Genomic DNA, 18,652 nt, shown 5'->3' on the forward strand with positions numbered 1-18,652 from the left:
GAAATGTAGAATGACACAGACCGCCAACACCACCCGCCCGACCGGTTCCTCGTTTGTTAACATCGGCGAACGCACCAACGTCACCGGCAGTGCGAAGTTCAAGAAACTGATCCTCGCCGACGACTATGAAGCCGCGGTCGAGGTCGCGCGCGATCAGGTCGAAAATGGCGCACAAATTATCGACATCAACATGGACGAAGGCCTGCTTGACGCCGAAGAGGCGATGACCAAATTCATCAAGCGTATTGGTGCCGAACCCGATATCGCGCGCGTGCCCATAATGGTCGACTCCTCCAAATGGAGCGTAATCGAGGCGGGGCTGAAATGCGTGTCGGGCAAACCCGTCGTCAACTCGATCAGCATGAAGGAAGGCGAAGAAGCCTTCCTCCACCACGCCCGTCTGTGCATGGCCTATGGCGCGGCTGTGGTCGTGATGGCCTTCGACGAGACGGGCCAAGCCGACACCAAGGAACGCAAGGTTTCGATCTGCAAGCGCGCTTATGACCTGCTGGTCGGCATCGGCTTTCCGCCAGAAGATATCATCTTCGACCCCAATATCTTCGCGGTCGCGACCGGCATCGAGGAACATAATAATTACGGCGTCGACTTTATCGAGGCGGTCAAGGAACTGCGCGTCCTCTGCCCGCATGCGCATTATTCGGGCGGTCTCTCAAACCTGTCCTTCAGTTTCCGCGGCAATGAGCCAGTGCGCCGGGCGATGCACAGCATCTTCCTCTATCATGCCATCCCTGCAGGACTCGACATGGCGATCGTCAATGCCGGGCAATTGGATGTCTATGACACCATCGATCCCGAATTGCGGACAGCCTGCGAAGATGTGATCCTGAACAAGGACCCCGACGCGACCGAGCGCCTGATCGCACTTGCCGAACGGTACAAAGGCACCGACGCCGCGCAGGAAAAGGCCGCCGCCGAATGGCGCGGCTGGTCGGTCGAACGCCGGATAGAACATGCACTGGTCAAAGGCATCGATCTGCATGTGGTCGAGGATACCGAGGAGGCACGCCTCGCCATCAAGGAACGCGGCGGACGCCCGATCGAGGTGATCGAAGGCCCGCTGATGGACGGGATGAATGTCGTCGGTGATCTGTTCGGCAGCGGCAAGATGTTCCTGCCGCAAGTCGTGAAATCGGCTCGTGTGATGAAGAAAGCCGTCGCCCACCTCTTCCCCTATATCGAGGCGGAGAAGGACGAGAATAGCAAAGGCAAGGGCCGGATCATCATGGCCACCGTCAAAGGCGACGTTCACGATATCGGCAAGAATATCGTCGGCGTGGTTCTGCAATGCAACGGCTTTGAAGTCATCGACCTTGGCGTCATGGTGCCATGGCAGGAAATCCTCAAAAGCGCGGTCGAACATGACGCCGACATGATCGGGCTGTCTGGCCTCATCACCCCCAGCCTCGATGAAATGGTGACAGTCGCCGAAGAAATGCAGCGCGCAGGGATGACGATGCCGCTGCTGATTGGTGGAGCCACGACGTCAAAGACGCACACTGCGCTGCGCATCGAACCGGTCTATGCCGGGCCGACGGTGCATGTGCTTGATGCCAGCCGCGCGGTCGGCGTTGCCTCCACCCTCGTCAGCGATACGCTCGCCGAGAAATTCGTCGCCGACACCCGCGCCGAATATGGCCATATCCGCGATGCCCGCGCTGGCAAGACCGCCAAGCCGCTGGCAACGCTCGAAGAAGCCCGCGCCAATGGCTTCGAAATCGACGTGAGCCTGAAACCCGGCGCCCCGCTGCAGCCCGGTGTGCATGTCTATGACGATTGGCCGCTCGCCGATCTGCGCGACTATATCGACTGGACGCCCTTCTTCCGCGCATGGGAATTGCACGGCAATTATCCCTCGATCCTCGACGACGATGTGGTCGGTGAAAGCGCGCGACAATTGTTCGCCGACGCGCAGGCGATGCTCGACAAAATCGTGTCGGAGAAATGGCTGCGAGCAAAGGGCGTTGCGGGGCTATGGCCTTGCGCGCGCGAAGGCGACGATGTCGTCATTTACCTTGACGACGAAGAACACATCCGCCTGCCCTTCCTGCGCCAACAGGTAGCCAAGCGCGAAGGCCGCGCCAATATGTGCCTGGCCGATTTCATCAGCCCCGATGGCGACTGGATCGGCGGCTTTGCGGTCACCACCGGCCATGGCATCGGCACCAAGCTCGCCGAGTTCAAGGCGCATATCGACGATTATTCGGACATCATGCTGAAGGCGCTCGCCGACCGTCTGGCCGAAGCCTTTGCAGAGCGCATGCACGAACATGTGCGCAAGGAGCTATGGGGATACGCCCCCGACGAGCAACTGACCAACGAGGCGCTGGTCCGCGAACAATATCGCGGCATCCGCCCCGCGCCCGGCTATCCCGCCTGCCCCGACCACAGCCTGAAGCCGATATTGTTCGACCTGTTAGACGCGACCCACCGCACCGGCATCACCCTCACCGAAAGCTTCGCGATGCTGCCGACCGCTGCGGTCAGCGGCTTCTACTTCGGCCACCCGCAAAGCGAATATTTCGGCGTCGCGCGGATTGGCGAGGATCAGGTGGAGGATTATGCCGCACGGCGCGGGTTGGCGATGGACAAGGCGCGGCAGTATCTAAGGCCGAATTTGAATGAGTGAGGGGGGCAGCATTTGCAGCGAAAATATTGGCCCACGGTGCTCCAACTTAAGAACTAAAACGGCACTTCGATGTCATTCAGGAGTTCCTCTGAAGCGCCCTGCAACTCCTTCTTTTCGTGCATTTCACGAAAACCCCGTTCAATCCAGCTCTCAGATATACGGTCTCTTAAGAATGCGTACTCCTCAGCTAGATGCATCTCAGCCGAGCTATCAACGACCTGCAGACGGATTAGCGAACCTATCCCACTAACGTGCGGCTCCAAATGAACGACCTTTGTGCGATCAAACGAGACCTTACGTCCGTCAACGTATGTGTATTCATCCAACACAATTTTATATCCTACGTTGTTTTCATTTTTCTAATGATGCCATTGCGACAAGGCGATCTGCAAGGGGTCTCGAAAAAATTATGTGGGGACAGGACTGTGGACTAATTAAATTCGGGCATTCCGGGACACTATGCCCATTAGCCCCCGTTCACTCCCCCAACCGCGCATCAACATCCATCTGCTGATGCAAGATGCGGATTACGTCGAGCCGATCCTCGGCCAGCCGGTAAAATATGAAATGCCGCCCCCTCTCCCATAGGGAGAGGATATGGAGCCTTAGCCGCAAGGCTTAGGCGGAGTTGGTGAGGGGGTGTGGGTCATCGGCAGGGCGGAACCCCTCGCCCAGCTGCGACTAACCGCACAAGGCGGTAAGTCTTCGCAACCCTCTCCCTATGGGAGAGGGACATGATGTTCTCGCTTGAAATGTAGGACTTTCCTTGCCAGCCTGTCTTTGCCCGCCGCCGATGCGGTGGGGCTGGCTCTTTGATAGTGTGAGCCCTTTCTCCCAAAATCGCTGCCGCACCCGTCGCACCAGATGTTGGAAATTTCCTGTCGCGGGGATGGAATGTTTGAACGTGACGTGGCGTCAGTTTTGTCAACTTCGGGATTTAATTTCACGCGAAGTTCGCGAAGGAGCGAAGAATGCGAAGGGCATATCGCGGCGAAGCCGCCTTCTGCCGAACAGCTTCAGGTGAACGTAAAGCTTAGCGAGTTTGATTTTGCCTATCGGCAGAGATTCTTCGCGCTCTTCGCTCCTTTACGCCCTTCGCGTGAACCAAATTGGCACGACGTTTCGACGTCAGCCCCGTTTCCCGATCACCCCCGCCAGCGCCTTCAGTTTCGGCGTCACCACCGGGATGGTCAGCATCGTCGAAGCCACCGCCATCAGCAGCAGCGCGGTGAAGGTTTCGTTGGTGATGATCGCCTTATCGAGCAGGATATTGGCGAAGATGATCATGATCAGCGCCTTGGTCTGCAGCAGCCAGCCGATGATCGACGCCTCGCCTTTCTCCCAATGCAAGATACGCCCGGCGATGTGGATGCCCGCCAGCTTGCCGACGACCGCCGCGACCAGCAGCAACGCCGCCGCACCGAACACCGAGACCCCGCCAACATCCCACTGCGTGCGCAAGCCGGTCGACAGGAAGAAGACCGGCATCACCGCCAGCAATATCGTGTTGCGGAAATTGTCCATATCCTTGAGCGTGAACCATTTGCTGTCGAGCACAGCGCCTGCCAGAAACGCGCCGACCATATAGTGCAGCCCCGCCCAGTCCGCCGCGAGGCCGGATGCTGCGAGCCAGATCAGCCCCGCATACCAGCGATCCCGTTCGGGAATTCGCACCATCAGCCAGCGGATTGCAAAGGTTAGAGCGGCGAACAGGACTAGGAACGCGCCCTGCCGCCCGATCCTCTCCCAATCGAGCAGGATGAGCGCGAGCACGCCCCAGATCGCGATATCGTCAAGGCTGGCATAGCGCAGGATGCGCTGGCCAATCGGCTCGCGTAATATTTCGAGCTTTTCCATCAACAGCACAAGGATCGGTAGCGCCGTCACCGCACAGGCCATGCCGATGCCGACGATCACCTGCCATCGCGCGCCCTTTGCCCCCGCCCAACCATCACCGGTCTGGAGCAGCAGGACGGCGGCGATGCTGCCGAACAGCAGCGGCGTGAACAGTGCAAAGCCTGCCGTGATCCCGGTTTCGCGGCGCCGCTTCCAGGCCTCGTCAAGGTCGAGCTCGATGCCCGCCACCCAGACGAACATCATCACTGCCCACCAAGCGACACCATTCAGCGCGGTGACCACCTCGGGGCGGAAGACAAAGGCATAATAATCCGGAAACGCCGCCCCCAGCACGCCGGGGCCAAGCAAAATGCCGGCAATGATCTGCACCACCACCAAAGGCGCATAATATTCGGTGCGCCCCAGCCGCCAGACCAGATAGGGCAAAGTGAAGATGATCAGCATCGCCAGCAGGAAGACTTCGGTGGTGGTTACGCTGTGCATATGCCCCTCTGTGCAGCACTGGACCCGTTATAGCCTTGCGATACCCCGCCCCTCCCGGCCTCGCAAGTCGCATAGCTATGTCCCCGAAACGGACAGGCAGCGCCATCTGTGGTTAACCCGCTGGCGGGAATCACGATAAGCAGGCAAATTTGCATCAAAGCCAAAGCGAAAGTGCGACCATGAACCGAATCCCGCTTCTCCTCATCCCGGCCATCGCCGCCCTGTCGACCGTGTCTGCAACGGCCCAGCAGGGCATGGCGCCGTTTCAGGTCGCCGAAACCGGGCGGACCTATTCGCGTCTGGCCGATGCCGTAGAGGCGATTGGCGACGCGCAAGGGACCATCCTGATTGCCCCCGGCACTTATCGCGAATGCGCGGTGCAATCGGCCGGGCACGTCTCGTTCAAGGCCGAAGTGGCCGGGCGCTCAGTCTTTGACGGCGGCATTTGCGAGGGCAAGGCGGCGCTCGTGCTGCGCGGACAATCGGCTGCGGTCGACGGCCTGATCTTCCAGAATATGGCGGTGCCCGATGGCAATGGCGCGGGCATCCGGCTTGAAAAAGGCAATCTGGCGGTCACCCGTTCGGTCTTTCGCAACAGCGAACAGGGCATTCTAACCGCACAGGATCCGGCGGGCGAGATTGTGATCGACCAGACCACATTCAGCGAACTGGGCCGCTGCGACCGTGGGCTATCCTGTGCGCACAGCATCTATATCGGCGATTTCGCTTCGCTGACCGTCACCCGCAGCCGTTTCGAACGTGGCAATGGCGGGCATTATGTCAAAAGCCGCGCCGCCACCGCGATCATCCAGAACAACGCCTTTGACGATACGCGCGGGCAAGCAACCAACTATATGATCGACCTCCCCGGCGGTGCCACCGGCATGATCAGTGGCAATGTGTTCGTGCAGGGCAAGGACAAGGAAAATTACAGCGCCTTCATCGCGGTTGCCGCCGAAGGCCGTCAGCGCAGCAGCGCAGGCCTTGCGATCAGCGGCAACGATGCGAGCCTTGGCACCGATGTCGACAGGAACACGGTGTTCCTCGCCGACTGGTCGGGCGATTCGATCGTATTGGGCGCCAACCGGCTCGGCAGGGGTCTGAAGCCGTTTGAGAAACGCTAGGCTCCGGTCAGCCAGTTTTATTGAATTTCACTCGACGGGTCACCAAATTCCCAATTCTTGCCGCCCACATCGGTGTCATCATTAAAGTCCGTCGAATCCGCTGTGCTAGAGTCGAAGGAATCAGACTCAACCGACTTCTTCGAGATTGAACTTGTCAGCTTGGGAATTGCGGATTTACCGCTGATCATTCCCGATGCTTCCATCTCAGCTGCCGATCGTGCGAGAAGCTTGGCTTTCTCTTTAAAATGCTCGCGTTCGGCTTCCGATATGTCGGCGGGCAGTTCGGCAATCATTTGCGCTTCGATTTGTTCGGCCCGCGAATCCAGTTTGGACGCCGCGAATAGGCCGATCCCGCCAACGGCCAACTTAAATGAAAAAATGACGAAAACGATCAAGCCCACGCCAATCAAAACACCTCTGAAGGCACCATGCCCCATTTGCGATACTCCTGACAAAAATTTAAAATTTACCGTCCCTGCGCACGCCAGCGGCGGACGACACGGTCGAGCAATTCTTCTTCGCCGCCTGCATCTTGCCACAGTTCGGAAAAGAGCGGATCTTCCGAAGCGGGGCGCTTGTTTTCCTCGAGCGTGTCAAGCGCGACACGGATCGGGATCGAGACACCTTCGCCGCAGATGATGCATTCGCGGTTGCGGAGCGCTGGAATTGAATCGAGGAAGCCGCGCGCGCCTTCGGGCATCGCGGCGCGGACATAGGCCTGGTCGCGATCGTTGTTCAAACGCATCGAGATGATCGTGCCGCACTGTGACAGCACACCTTCGGCCAAATCCGACGGACGCTGGGTGATCAGGCCAAGCGAGACGCCATATTTACGGCCTTCCTTGGCGATACGTTCAAGGATGGTGCGAACCGCACTGCCGCCCGTCACACGGTCAGAAGGGATGTAGCGGTGCGCTTCTTCGCAGACGAGGAGGATCGGGCGCTGCGGTTCGTTGCGCGACCAGATCGCATAGTCAAACACCAGACGCGAGAGCACTGCGACCACCGTTGACGTGATATCGGAAGGCACGCCCGAAACGTCGATGATCGAAATCGGCTTGCCGTCGCTCGGCAGGCGGAAAATCTTGCTGAGGAAGTCGGTCATCGTATCGCCGACCAGCATGCCCGAGAACATAAAGCTGTAGCGGGGATCGGCCTTGAGTTCCTCAATCTTGCCCTTCAGCCGCATGAATGGTGCGGTGTTGGTTGCCTTGTCGAGCTTGCCCATTTCATTCTGGATGATCGTGGTCAGGTCTGAAAGCAGATAGGGAATGGGCGCGTCGACGGTGAGCTTGCCAATACCTTCGGCGAGCCGGTTCTTTGAACGCGCCTGCAACAGGCATCGGGCGAGAATATCACAGTCGGCCTGGCGCTCATCACCCGACGAGGTGACGAACACCTCGCAATGCTCGGCAAAGTTCATCAGCCAATAGGGCATGGCCAGATTGTTGACATCGAACAGCGCCCCATTGCATTTGAATGCGGCGCTATATTCGCCGTGCGGGTCGATCATCACGATATGGCCTTCGGGCGCGAGATCGCAAATTTTGTGGAGGATCAGCGCGGCGCTGGTCGATTTACCGGTACCGGTCGATCCGAGCAGCGCGAAATGCTTGCCCAGCATAGCATCGACATAGAGCGAGCCGCGGATGTCGCGGGTCGGGAAAACCGTGCCGATATTGACACTCGCACGGCCGTCAGCGGCATAAACCTGTTTTAGGTCAGAGCTTGAAACAGCATAAACCTCCGAACCGGGCACCGGATAGCGGGTCACACCGCGGCGGAAATTATAGATTTTGCCGGTCAGCTTCTCTTCATCGCCTTCGCCAAGAAAGTCGACCTGTGCAAGGATGGTTTTGGCATCGGTCAGGTCGAGCCTTTGGGTACGAATGTTGGCGAGCAGCCAGACATTGCCGACGCGGATCTTGATCTGGCTCCCGACCTGGCCTGCCATCGCGATCGAAGGGTCGTGGTTATCGACCAGCGAATTGATAAGCTGCGCATTGAGGCTGACTTGCGAGCCAGAGCCTGCGATTTCGATCACAGTGCCGATCTTGTACAAACCGCCGCCCGCTGCCTGATGGCTGCGTTGCGCCTGACGAACGCCGACCTGCTCGGCGCTTTCCGGACGACCGGCGGGTGCAAAGGACTGCGGCGCAGATTGCGCAACGGGTGCAGCTGCAGGAGCAGATTGCGGTGCGGGCGGCGCAGCTATGCGCGATGCCTGCGGAGCGGCGGTATAGGGTGCGGTCGGCTGCACTGCAGGCCTGACAGGCGGCTGATGGGGCACCGATCCCGAAGACGCCGAATCCTGTGCGGGTTCGCCGGGCTGATAAGGCTGCCCTTGCCCGAAAGTACGGCCTGAATAATTGTCGGTCATCTGGTCACCCTGTTGGTTAGGGCGCCAGACTATGCGCACGAGGTTAATTTTCGCTAAAGTCTGCGCGTTTCATGCCAGGATAGCACGTTACAACCGGCCAAAGACATAGCCCGCAAACCAGCCGAGAAAGAGCGAGATCAGCACGGCAAAAGCACCATAAAGCAGGCCGTAATCCTGCGCCATGATCGTCACAAAGCGCTCGAAACCGGTTTTGCTGATTTCCACCACCACGCTGTCATCCGCCATGATCACCCGGCCGTCGCGGATCAGCAGCGTCTCGGCGACATAGCGGCCTTCGGGCACGCTGGAGGGCAAGGTCAGGCGGGCGCGATAGAGCACCTGATCGGTGATATCGACTTCACCAGGCGCTTCGGCAAACAGGCCGCCCTTGCGGTTCAGTTCCACCAACCCGTTGGTAAAGCGCCGCACCTCGCGGGTCTGGATTTCTCCCGTGGGCGAAAGCTGCAGCTTTTTCAGCCCCAATTCGTAGATTGCCGCCGTTCGTGCATCGACAATTTTCTCGATCGGGCGCGAAGAGGCGATCGCGTAATAGGCGGGGGCAGAGCGGAAATCGATGCTCTCGGCATTGACCCAGATGCCCGCCACCTTTTGCTTTTCACGCAATATGATCGGCCGCGTCGGTCCGCGCAGCACGACGGCAACATCGACCTGCCCCTCGGGCGCCACGCCGCGCGGATAGATGATTGCGCCGAACATCAGCAACTCAGCCCCGGTAAAGCGCGACTGGATATTGATCTTGCGCTGCGAAACATCGGGCACCAGCTTTGGCTCACCCGCGCTTTGCGCAAGCGCCGGCAGCGGCATGAGAAAGGCGAGGAGCAGGAGCAGCCGAATGATCACAGGAACTGCACCGTGTAGATTTCATCGGGCTGCCAGCCAAGGCCAACGGCCATGCGCAAGGCAACGATCAACACAATAGCCGCCAGCAAAAACCGCAGATAGTCAGGCCGCATCCGCTGCGCCAGCCGCGCGCCGATCTGCGCACCGGTGACGCTGCCGATCAGCAGGAAGATCGCGAGAACAATATCGACCGCCCGCGTCGTCAGGCTGTGCACCATCGTTGAGGACATGGTAACAAACAGGATCTGGAACAGCGAGGTGCCGACCACGACATTGGCGCTCATCCCCAAGATATAGAGCATGGCGGGCACCATGATGAAGCCACCGCCAACGCCTAGCAACATCGTGAGAATGCCAGTCAGAAAGCCGAGGATCAACGGGGCGAGCGGCGAAATATAGAGCCCCGAACGATAAAAGCGCCAACGCCCCGGCAGGCTAGCGACCAGCGGATGGTGCCGCCGCTTGCTCGGCGGGAGGGGCTTTCCACTGCGTTTGGCAGACAGGCTCTGCCAGGCATCCTTCGCCATCAGCCCGCCTATACCACCCAGAAGCACCGTGTAGAGGATATTGATGACGGTATCCGCCTGCCCCCATGCCTCGAGCAGTTCGAACAGCACCGCACCGAACAGCGTGCCCAAAAGCCCGCCGACCACCAGCACCGCACCCATGTGAAAGTCGACCCCGCCGCGCCGCATATGCGCGAACACGCCCGACACGCTCGCCCCTGTCACCTGCGTAGAGGCCGAGGCCGCGGCCACGGTCGGCGGGATACCGTAAAAGATGAGCAGAGGCGTGGTCAGGAAGCCGCCGCCGACGCCGAACATGCCCGACAGCATGCCCACCGCACCACCGAGCAGGATGATCACAACGATGTTTACCGACAGCCCGGCTATAGGCAGGTAGATATCCATCGCGCCGCGCTAAATCCCTTCCCCTGAACGCCGCACGAATGGCGACGCAGGAACGACCCTAAACCCAATTGGCAGTTCCGCACAAGGCGGGAGGTGACGAGCTGCACGTTCAGGATTTTAGATTTCACGCGAAGTCCGCGAAGGAGCGAAGGATCGCGAAGATGACTAACCGGCGAAGCCGGATTAATCAGAAGGCGCTCAAGTGCTGAAAGGTGATTATTGGAAGGTGCCTAACGGCACAAACCCCTTCGCGCTTCTTCGCATCTTCGCGCCCTTCGCGTGAAATCCTTCTTACCCCAACCGTGTCAGCGCCGCGCTCAAGCGCTCGACTTCGGCGGCCTTTTCGGCGTGGTCGGCGCGGGCCTTTTCGACCGCTTCTGGTTTCGCCTTTTCGACAAAGGCCGGGTTTGAAAGACGGCCTTCCAAAGACTTGGCTTCTTTTGACGCAGCTTCGATCGCCTTCGATATGCGCGTGCGCTCGGCGTCGAGATCGATAATGCCTTCGAGTGGCAACACATATGTTTCGCCTTCAACGACGATTTGCGCAACTCCACCGGTCAACTCGGAATTTGTCTGACGAATTTCTCTTATACGCCCCAAGCGCTCAATAGTCGGTTCGTTTCTCTTCAGGCGCTGCTGCGATTGTGGCGACAAGTCAGCCCAGCCGACGAGATCAACCTTAGACGCGACCGGCACATTCAACTCAGTTCTAACAGAGCGAATTTCGCTGATCAGATCAATAAGCCAGTCAACTTCATGTTTGGCCACGGCATCAACTTTAGCCTTTGGCTCAGGCCATTTGGCAACAATCAGGTCGTACTGTCGCTCACCCATCGCATGCCACAATTCTTCGGTGATGAAGGGCATGAAGGGGTGGAGCATGACGAGGATTTGGTCGAGCACCCAGCCAGCAACAGTCTTGGACTCCTCATCCATCTCCTGCTTTTCGCCATCAACGAAGGCCGGCTTGATCAGTTCCAGATACCAGTCGCAGAAGGTGCCCCAGCTGAACTGGTAAATCGCATCGGCCATCGCATCGAAACGGAACTCGGCAAAGGCCTTGTCAAGTTTGGCCAGCGTTTCGACAACCTCGCCGATGATCCATTTGTTGACCGCAAGGCTTGCCTCTGGCGCACGCAGCGTCGTGCTCGCGCCAATCCCGTTTGACTGGCAGAAACGCGCGGCATTCCACAGCTTGGTCGCAAAGTTGCGATAGCCTTCGACGCGACGTTCATCCATCTTCACGTCGCGGCCCTGGCTTTCCATCGCCGCCATGAAGAAGCGCAGCGCATCGGCACCATATTTGTCCATCAGGATGAGCGGATCGACGACATTGCCCTTGGATTTGGACATTTTCTGCCCGTCCGCGGCGCGCACCAACCCGTGCAGATAGAGCGTCTTCCACGGCACCTCTTTCATGAAGTGCATCCCCTGCATCGCCATGCGCGCATCCCAGAAGAAAAGGATGTCAAAACCTGAAATCAGCACGTCATTGGGGTAATGGCGGGCCAATAATCCCTCTCCCCTTGCGGGAGAGGGGGGAGCCGCGCCAGCGGCGGAAGGAGAGGGGGTGAAATCAGGCACTTCCTCTCCCGGCTCGCTGCGCTCGCCACCCTCTCCCGCAAGGGGAGAGGGGTTTTCATCCGGCCAACCCAAGGTTGCGAAGGGCCAGAGTGCAGAGGAGAACCAGGTGTCGAGAACGTCATTGTCCTGCGTCAGCGCAACGCCTTCGCCCGCCAGCACCTGAGCAGCCGCTTCGTCTTCGGCGACATAGACCTTGCCATCGGCGTCGTACCAAGCCGGAATCCGGTGCCCCCACCAAAGCTGGCGCGAAACGCACCAGGGCTGTATATTCTCCATCCAGTTGAAGAAGGTCTTCTCCCAGCTTTTGGGGACGATTTCGATCGCGCCCGAACGCACTGCCTGTATCGGCGGCTGTGCCAGTGTCTCTGCATCGACATACCATTGGTCGGTCAGCCAGGGTTCGATCACCACGCCGCCGCGATCGCCAAAGGGTGTCTGGATGTTGCGCGGTTCGGCATCGAGTTCGGTTTCCTCGCCATCCGCCGATTTGACGATATGCGGAACGAGACGGCCCAGCGCCTTCATCTTTTCGACCACCGCTGCGCGCGCATCGAAACGGTCCATGCCGACAAAATCAGCCGGAATCAGATCGTCTGCGGTCTGCACCACGCGCGCCTCTGCATCGAACATGTTGAGCATCTCGCCGGGCTTTATCCCTGCACGCTTTCCAACTTCAAAGTCGTTGAAATCATGCCCCGGCGTGATCTTCACTGCGCCCGAGCCCAGTTCGGGATCGGCATGTTCATCGGCGACGATCGGCACACGGCGGCCGGTAATCGGCAGCTCGACAAATTTGCCAATCACGCTTTTGTAGCGCGGATCATCGGCATTCACGGCGACCGCCATATCGGCAAGCATCGTTTCGGGGCGGGTGGTGGCGACAACGATATGGTCAGCGCCATTGTCGAGCTTGACCCCATCCGCCAGCGGATAGCGGAAGTGCCAGAAATGGCCCTTCACTTCGCGGGTTTCGACCTCAAGATCCGAAATCGCGGTTTTCAACTTCGGGTCCCAATTGACCAATCGCTTGTCGCGATAGATCAGCCCCTGGTTATAGAGGTCGACAAAGACCTTAAGCACCGCGCGGTTGAAATGCGGGTCCATGGTGAACTGTTCATTCGCCCAGTCCATCGAACAGCCAAGGCGGCGCAACTGGCGGGTAATCTGCCCGCCGCTTTCGGCCTTCCACTTCCAGACGATGTCGACAAATTCGTCGCGGCTGTAATTGGTGCGCTTGTCCTGACGCTCCTCCAGCTTGCGTTCGACCACCATCTGGGTCGCGATGCCGGCATGGTCCATGCCGACCACCCACAGTGCATCCTTGCCCTGCAAACGGGCATGGCGGATCAATATGTCCTGCAGCGTGTTATCAAGCGCATGGCCGATATGCAGGCTACCCGTAACGTTCGGCGGCGGGTTGACGATGGTGAAGGGTTGCGCGTCGGGGCGATCGGGCCGGAAGGCGCCGCTCGTTTCCCAATGCTCAAACCATTTGGTTTCGATTGTCGCCGGGTCGAATGTCTTGTCGATAGTCATGGGCCCGCGCCTTACCCGCGCTTTGGCCAAAGGAAAACCCCTAGGAATCGCGCGCGCACTTGCGCCAGATTGCTGCACCCGCTAACGCCGCGCGCGTCATGCATTATATCAGCACCAGGGGAAATGCGTCGAACCTCGATTTTGCGGGGGTAACGCTGGCGGGGCTCGCAAGCGATGGCGGGCTTTACGTCCCCGGCGCATGGCCCACATTCACGCAAGCCGAAATTGCGGCGATGCGCGGGCTTTCCTATGTCGATCTGGCCGCCAAGGTGATGGCGCCCTTTACCACAGGCAGCCTCTCGGAAGACGAACTCCGCGAATTGTGTGCCGCAGCTTATGGCAGTTTCTCGCACGCCGCCGTGACCCCGCTGACCCAGCTCGATAACCAGCAATGGCTGCTCGAGCTGTTCCACGGGCCCACGCTGGCGTTCAAGGATGTCGCGCTGCAACTGCTCGGCCATTTGTTCGAACGCTTTCTGAGCGGCGGTGACAAGGCGCTGACGATTGTTGGTGCAACCTCTGGCGATACCGGGTCGGCAGCGATCCATGCGGTGGCCGGACGCGAGAATATCGAGATATTCATGCTCCACCCGCAAGGCCGGGTCTCCGACGTACAGCGGCGGCAGATGACGACGGTGCTCGCCCCCAATGTCCATAACATCGCCATCGAAGGCAGCTTCGACGATGCGCAAGCGATGGTGAAGCGGATGTTCGGCGATGCCGAAGTGACCAGCGCGATCACGCTGTCCGCCGTCAATTCGATCAACTGGGCGCGCCTGATGGCGCAGGTCGTCTATTATTTCTGGGCCGCGCTGCAACTGGGCGCGCCTGAACGCAAAATCGCTTTCTCGGTTCCCACCGGCAATTTTGGCGACGTCTTTGCCGGCTATGTCGCAGCAAAGATGGGCTTGGGCGTAGAGCGGTTGATCGTTGCGACCAACGTCAACGACATCCTCCACCGCGCGCTGGCGAAGGGCGACTATTCGGTCGGCACGGTCACGCCGACTGCGGCGCCTTCGATGGATATCCAGGTGTCGAGCAATTTCGAACGGCTGCTGTTCGACCTTGAAGGCCGCGACGGGACAACCACCGCGTCGCGGATGAAAGTGTTCGAGCAGATGGGCAAAACAGCGCTTTCCGCAGATATGCGGGGGCGTGCCAGCCTGTTCAAAAGCATGCGCGCCGATGCCGACGAAATGTCGGGCGCGATGCGCTGGGCGCATGAGAAATGTGCCGAGATTATCGACCCGCACACCGCAATCGCGCTCCACGCCGCGCGCAATTCGGGCATCGCGGACGACATTCCGGTGGTGACGCTGGCGACCGCGCATCCGGCGAAATTCCCCGATGCGGTCGAACGGGCCACGGGCATGCGTCCCTCGCTTCCCACCCGCGTCGGCAATCTGTTTGACCGTGAGGAGCGCTTCATCGTGCTGCCCTCGGATTATGTCGCGGTGCGCGACCATGTGCTGGGCCATGCCGCTCAAGCCTGAATTCGTCACCCTCGTCAGCGAGCCGAGGCCCGATTACACGCTGATCGACAGTGGCAATGGCCGCAAACTCGAATCCTATGGCAACCGCCGCTTCATCCGCCCCGAACCGCAGGCGATGTGGGAGCCGGCAACGGCCGACTGGACGGCCGACGGCGAATTCGTCCCCGGATCGGACGAGGATGGCGGCGGCCGCTGGTATTATGAAAAGCCGGTGCCGCAAGATGGCTGGCCGCTGAAATGGAATGACGAGGTCAGCTTCACCGCAAGCTGCACCCCCTTCCGACATCTGGGTTTCTTTCCCGACATGGACCCCGTCTGGCGCTGGATGCGTCGGGAAATTGAGGGGGTTTCCGAACCGCATTGCATGAACCTGTTTGGCTATACCGGCGTTGGCACATTGGCGCTTTCCTCGGCAGGCGCGCAGATGGTGCATGTCGATGCGTCAAAGAAATCGGTGGCACAGGCGCGCGAGAATGCCGCGCTCTCCGGTATGTCCGATCGCCCCATCCGCTGGATCGTCGACGATGCCGCCAAATTCGTCGCGCGCGAGGTGCGGCGCGAACGGCGCTATGATGGTATCCTGCTCGACCCGCCCAAATATGGCCGCGGGCCGGATGGTGAGGTGTGGCGGCTGGAGGAAGATCTGCCCGGCCTGATCGCCGATTGCCGCCAGTTGCTCGACGCCAATTCGCGCTTTTTGTTCCTCACCGTCTATGCCGTCCGCATGTCGGCAATTGCGCTCGGCAACCTGCTACAGGCGCATTTTGCCGAACTGCCGGGCAAGGTCGAATTTGGCGAACTCGCTGTTCGCGAACAAGCAAGAGGGCTATTACTACCGACCGCCATCTTCGCCAGATGGTCGCAACAGGATTAAGATGACAGACTTGCTCACCCTCGAAGTGCACGACCTGCACGTCAATGTGCTCACAGGCATTTACAGCCAGGAAACGCACCTGCCGCAACCGCTGCACATTTCGGTCAGCGCCGACCTTGAGGTCGCACCGCACTATGCACCCGATACGCCGCTGTCGGCATCCAAAAACTATATGGCGATCAAGGAAGCCGCGACGGTCTTTCCCGAGGGCGTGCATTTCACGCTGATCGAGGCGGTCGCGGACCATATCATCGACCGGCTGTTCGCCGCTGATGCCCGCGTCCAGAATGTCAGCGTCAAGATCATCAAGCTGGCGATATCGGAAGATGGCGAATCGATCGGCATCACGCTGACAAGGCATCGCAAGTGACACGCCCGCTGGCGCTCGTCACCGGCGGAATGCGGCGGCTGGGCGCGGTGATCGCGGCGCAGCTTGCCGATGCCGGTTACGACCTTGCGCTGACCAGCCACGGCGATGGCGCGCCCGATGCGGAGCTGGCCGCGGCGCTCGAACACAACGCGCCTGACTGGAAACATTTCCCCTCCGACCTTTCGGCGGACGGCGCGGTGGACCGGGTGATGTCTGATGTCATCGCCCATTTCGGTCGCACACCCGATCTGCTGGTCAACAACGCCGCACAGTTCGGGCAGGATAGCTGGGACGACATGTCCGGCGATACGCTCGACGCCCATTTCCGCCTGAACCTGTTTGCACCGGTGCTACTGAGCCGCGCGCTGGTGCAGTCATCGAATGAGCAAGCCCAGCCCGCCATCGTTCACGTTGTCGATCAACGCATCACAAACCCTAATGGCGATCAGCTGAGCTACACGCTTTCGAAGCAGGCGCTTTCCGCTTCAGTGCGTTCGCTCGCAGCGGCCTTTGGCAAGCGGGCACGGGTCAACGGCGTTGCCCCCGGACTGGTGATTCCAACCGACGATTATGACGATGGGCAGATGGCGCGGCTCAACGATGAAATGCCACTGGGCCAGCTACCCGATGCGCAAGCGATTGCAGAAGCAGTGCTCTATCTGGCCAAAGCCAAGCATGTGACGGGTCAGATTGTCTTCGTCGACGGCGGCGCGCATCTGCGTAGCTACAAGCGCGACTTCATGCACCTCTAACGGACGCGCCAAACCTTCAGGCCTTCACCCATATCAGGCATTTTTTCTAGCCAATCGGGCGTATTGCCCTTTGCCAGTTGCGCCCAAAGCCCTTCACGGTTGCGTCTCGCATAGCCTTTCATTTCGGCTTCGTCAGAGCAGGCGACAATATGGGTCACCTTGCGGCGCTGCACGATGGCGCGCGCCTGCGCGGGCGGCAGGCGGTAAATGTCGATATGTGCGCGCATCCCTTTTTCATTGCGGTGATGGCTGGAAGCGACAACGCTGTGGGGGGTGTTCAGCAGGATTTTGGGGCCGATGTCGAACGGCGCGACGATATTCGCCTGCTTCAGCGCGTCCAAAGAACGGACCGATTCGCTGGACTCACATTGCCCAGCTTCGCTGCCTTTTTCACCCGCAACCTCTTGCTGGTTCTTGGCTGTCTGCGGCGACAGCATTTTGAAAATCTGAGAAAAATAGGGCCCCGGTATTAGCATCAGCACCATAAGTGCAACCAGCCCTATTCTGCGGAGAGCCACGGGCTCCGTTCGGTAGCGGCTGAACAGTTTTGCAACACCGATCGCGACAACAGGCGTTGCAACCAGCGTAGCGGTTGAAACCGTACGAAAAACCAGCAGCGAAAGAAGAAGCGTATAGACACTGAGAAATGCGATGATGGCGTAGTTGGCACGCTGCTCGACGTCCGCCCGGATCAGCAATATTGCAAGTGTTGCAAGGCCGACTACCGGAAGAGCAAGCATCAATATGGCAGTGCCCCATTTCTGATGCCACACCGGCAAACCTTCGCGAACCATATCGTACCAATATGCACGGACGACCGGATCCATCGTCGAAAAGGCGCCTCGCGCACAATCGGGCGCGGCATTCAGATAGATCACAGCTGACGTAACAGCTGCCGCCAAAACGATAGTGACGCGTGGAATTCGGCCAAGTTGCAGGAGAAGGGCGGACGGCGCAATGAGCATGCCTGCGGCTGCGATTGCATAAATATGCGCTGGTGAGATGGTATCGCAAAAATTGGTTGCGGACAGTCCCGCCGCTTGCGTGCCAAAGAATAGAAGGAGCGAAACGGAAGTAAATGCGAGCACTGCCCAGCCCAGTCGCTGTGCGTCATCGCCTTTAAAGGCCCAGCGCCAGCCCAGTATCGCAAAGAATGCGGCTGCTGCAGGAGCACCTTCCAGCGATATGTGCAGCCACACGGCCATGGCCATTCCCATAACGATCCCGGCCTTGCGCGCGGAGGGCCAGAATAGCGTCCAGAGCGTAAGGGCAGCGCAAAACAGCTGCCAGCCATGATGGTCGATCCGCATAGGGCGCAGTTGCATCGATATGGCCGGTGACATCATGGTCATGACCACAGCAATCCCGCCCGCCAGCCTTCCCCCCAAAGACATTGCAACGCGGCCGAGAATGTAAGCGATCGAAGCGAAGCACATCAGGGGTATGACCGTGCCGGCAATCATTTCTGCACCCGCCTGGCCAAATATGGGTGCTGCCATGATAATAATAATGGCAAGCGGCAGCTCGATTAGGCGCGACCAGTGCATGGGTCCACCTTCGGGCGCGTTTAACCGGTACTGGGTCGTATCGAACCAGCTCTGCCCGCCTAGAAAATCACGCAGCTGCACCATACGCAGCTGATCATCGGGGTCCCACCCCGATCGCGAGACAATATTGGGCCAGCTCGAATAGATCAGGAAGGCTGCGGCCAACAGCCAGACGATGGCTGCCAGCTTGGGCAAAGACTCTTTGCTGTTATTTTGGAGAATGCCGTTCATCG

General features: G+C 59.4%; 13 protein-coding genes. 6 read left to right on the forward strand and 7 right to left on the reverse strand.

The window, feature by feature from the left end; translation table 11 throughout:
* The first annotated feature begins 10 nt into the window (after positions 1-10).
* A complete protein-coding gene (gene metH / locus ABL922_RS06540; RefSeq protein ID WP_349023406.1) occupies positions 11-2,647 on the forward strand; it encodes a methionine synthase in 2,637 nt (878 codons plus the stop codon).
* A gap of 1,128 nt (positions 2,648-3,775) precedes the next feature.
* Here metH and ABL922_RS06545 read toward each other — a convergent pair.
* A complete protein-coding gene (locus ABL922_RS06545) occupies positions 3,776-4,987 on the reverse strand; it encodes a cation:proton antiporter (protein ID WP_349023407.1) in 1,212 nt (403 codons plus the stop codon).
* A 179-nt stretch (positions 4,988-5,166) separates the two neighbouring features.
* Here ABL922_RS06545 and ABL922_RS06550 point away from each other — a divergent pair, with 179 nt between their 5' ends.
* Complete coding sequence (locus ABL922_RS06550) at positions 5,167-6,111, forward strand: right-handed parallel beta-helix repeat-containing protein (protein ID WP_349023408.1); 945 nt, start codon at positions 5,167-5,169, stop codon at positions 6,109-6,111.
* 17 nt (positions 6,112-6,128) lie between these two features.
* On the opposite strand, the gene ABL922_RS06555 is transcribed toward ABL922_RS06550, so the two are convergent.
* From ABL922_RS06555 to ABL922_RS06575, 5 genes are all read right to left on the reverse strand, one after another.
* Complete coding sequence (locus tag ABL922_RS06555) at positions 6,129-6,548, reverse strand: hypothetical protein (RefSeq protein WP_349023409.1); 420 nt, start codon at positions 6,546-6,548, stop codon at positions 6,129-6,131.
* Positions 6,549-6,577: 29 nt separating this feature from the next.
* Entirely contained in the window at positions 6,578-8,491 is a 1,914-nt protein-coding gene (locus tag ABL922_RS06560; protein ID WP_349023410.1) for a DUF87 domain-containing protein, read from the reverse strand.
* Between the two features lie 87 nt (positions 8,492-8,578).
* On the reverse strand, positions 8,579-9,349 hold the full coding sequence (locus ABL922_RS06565) for a TIGR02186 family protein (RefSeq protein WP_349023446.1): 771 nt from the start codon (positions 9,347-9,349) through the stop codon (positions 8,579-8,581).
* Complete coding sequence (locus tag ABL922_RS06570; RefSeq protein ID WP_349023411.1) at positions 9,349-10,263, reverse strand: sulfite exporter TauE/SafE family protein; 915 nt, start codon at positions 10,261-10,263, stop codon at positions 9,349-9,351. Before ABL922_RS06570 ends, ABL922_RS06565 begins: the two co-directional genes overlap by 1 nt.
* A 291-nt stretch (positions 10,264-10,554) precedes the next feature.
* Positions 10,555-13,383 carry a valine--tRNA ligase gene (locus ABL922_RS06575; protein ID WP_349023412.1) on the reverse strand — a complete coding sequence of 943 codons (2,829 nt, stop codon included), beginning with the start codon at positions 13,381-13,383 and terminating at the stop codon, positions 10,555-10,557.
* Positions 13,384-13,481: 98 nt separating this feature from the next.
* On the opposite strand from ABL922_RS06575, the gene thrC reads away from it, so the two are divergent.
* From thrC to ABL922_RS06595, 4 genes are read left to right on the forward strand one after another with little or no spacing between them, the layout of a single operon-like run.
* The gene (gene thrC / locus ABL922_RS06580) at positions 13,482-14,876 is read left to right on the forward strand and encodes a threonine synthase (protein WP_349023413.1); all 1,395 of its coding nucleotides are present in this window, start codon (positions 13,482-13,484) and stop codon (positions 14,874-14,876) included.
* Entirely contained in the window at positions 14,860-15,750 is an 891-nt protein-coding gene (locus ABL922_RS06585) for a class I SAM-dependent methyltransferase (RefSeq protein ID WP_349023414.1), read from the forward strand. Before thrC ends, ABL922_RS06585 begins: the two co-directional genes overlap by 17 nt.
* 1 nt (position 15,751) lies before the next feature.
* Positions 15,752-16,120, forward strand: a complete 369-nt coding sequence (locus tag ABL922_RS06590) for a dihydroneopterin aldolase (RefSeq protein WP_349023415.1) — start codon at positions 15,752-15,754, stop codon at positions 16,118-16,120.
* Complete coding sequence (locus tag ABL922_RS06595) at positions 16,117-16,872, forward strand: SDR family oxidoreductase (RefSeq protein WP_349023416.1); 756 nt, start codon at positions 16,117-16,119, stop codon at positions 16,870-16,872. The genes ABL922_RS06590 and ABL922_RS06595 overlap by 4 nt, the downstream gene beginning before the upstream one ends.
* Here ABL922_RS06595 and ABL922_RS06600 read toward each other — a convergent pair.
* Positions 16,869-18,650 (reverse strand): hypothetical protein, encoded by a 1,782-nt coding sequence (locus tag ABL922_RS06600; protein WP_349023417.1) that lies wholly within the window; start codon positions 18,648-18,650, stop codon positions 16,869-16,871. The two genes, ABL922_RS06595 and ABL922_RS06600, sit on opposite strands and share 4 nt — an antisense overlap.
* Positions 18,651-18,652: the final 2 nt, after the last annotated feature.

The organism is Sphingorhabdus sp. (assembly GCF_040079335.1).
In the GTDB taxonomy this organism is placed as follows: Bacteria; Pseudomonadota; Alphaproteobacteria; order Sphingomonadales; family Sphingomonadaceae; genus Sphingorhabdus_B.

Excerpts from the sequence above, each read along its gene's own strand:
- metH (WP_349023406.1), top strand. The coding sequence starts at position 11 with ATGACACAGACCGCCAACACCACCCGCCCGACCGGTTCCTCGTTTGTT.
- ABL922_RS06545 (WP_349023407.1), bottom strand. The coding sequence starts at position 4,987 with ATGCACAGCGTAACCACCACCGAAGTCTTCCTGCTGGCGATGCTGATC.
- ABL922_RS06550 (WP_349023408.1), top strand. The coding sequence starts at position 5,167 with ATGAACCGAATCCCGCTTCTCCTCATCCCGGCCATCGCCGCCCTGTCG.
- ABL922_RS06555 (WP_349023409.1), bottom strand. The coding sequence starts at position 6,548 with ATGGGGCATGGTGCCTTCAGAGGTGTTTTGATTGGCGTGGGCTTGATC.
- ABL922_RS06560 (WP_349023410.1), bottom strand. The coding sequence starts at position 8,491 with ATGACCGACAATTATTCAGGCCGTACTTTCGGGCAAGGGCAGCCTTAT.
- ABL922_RS06570 (WP_349023411.1), bottom strand. The coding sequence starts at position 10,263 with ATGGATATCTACCTGCCTATAGCCGGGCTGTCGGTAAACATCGTTGTG.
- ABL922_RS06575 (WP_349023412.1), bottom strand. The coding sequence starts at position 13,383 with ATGACTATCGACAAGACATTCGACCCGGCGACAATCGAAACCAAATGG.
- thrC (WP_349023413.1), top strand. The coding sequence starts at position 13,482 with ATGCATTATATCAGCACCAGGGGAAATGCGTCGAACCTCGATTTTGCG.
- ABL922_RS06585 (WP_349023414.1), top strand. The coding sequence starts at position 14,860 with ATGCCGCTCAAGCCTGAATTCGTCACCCTCGTCAGCGAGCCGAGGCCC.
- ABL922_RS06590 (WP_349023415.1), top strand. The coding sequence starts at position 15,752 with ATGACAGACTTGCTCACCCTCGAAGTGCACGACCTGCACGTCAATGTG.
- ABL922_RS06600 (WP_349023417.1), bottom strand. The coding sequence starts at position 18,650 with ATGAACGGCATTCTCCAAAATAACAGCAAAGAGTCTTTGCCCAAGCTG.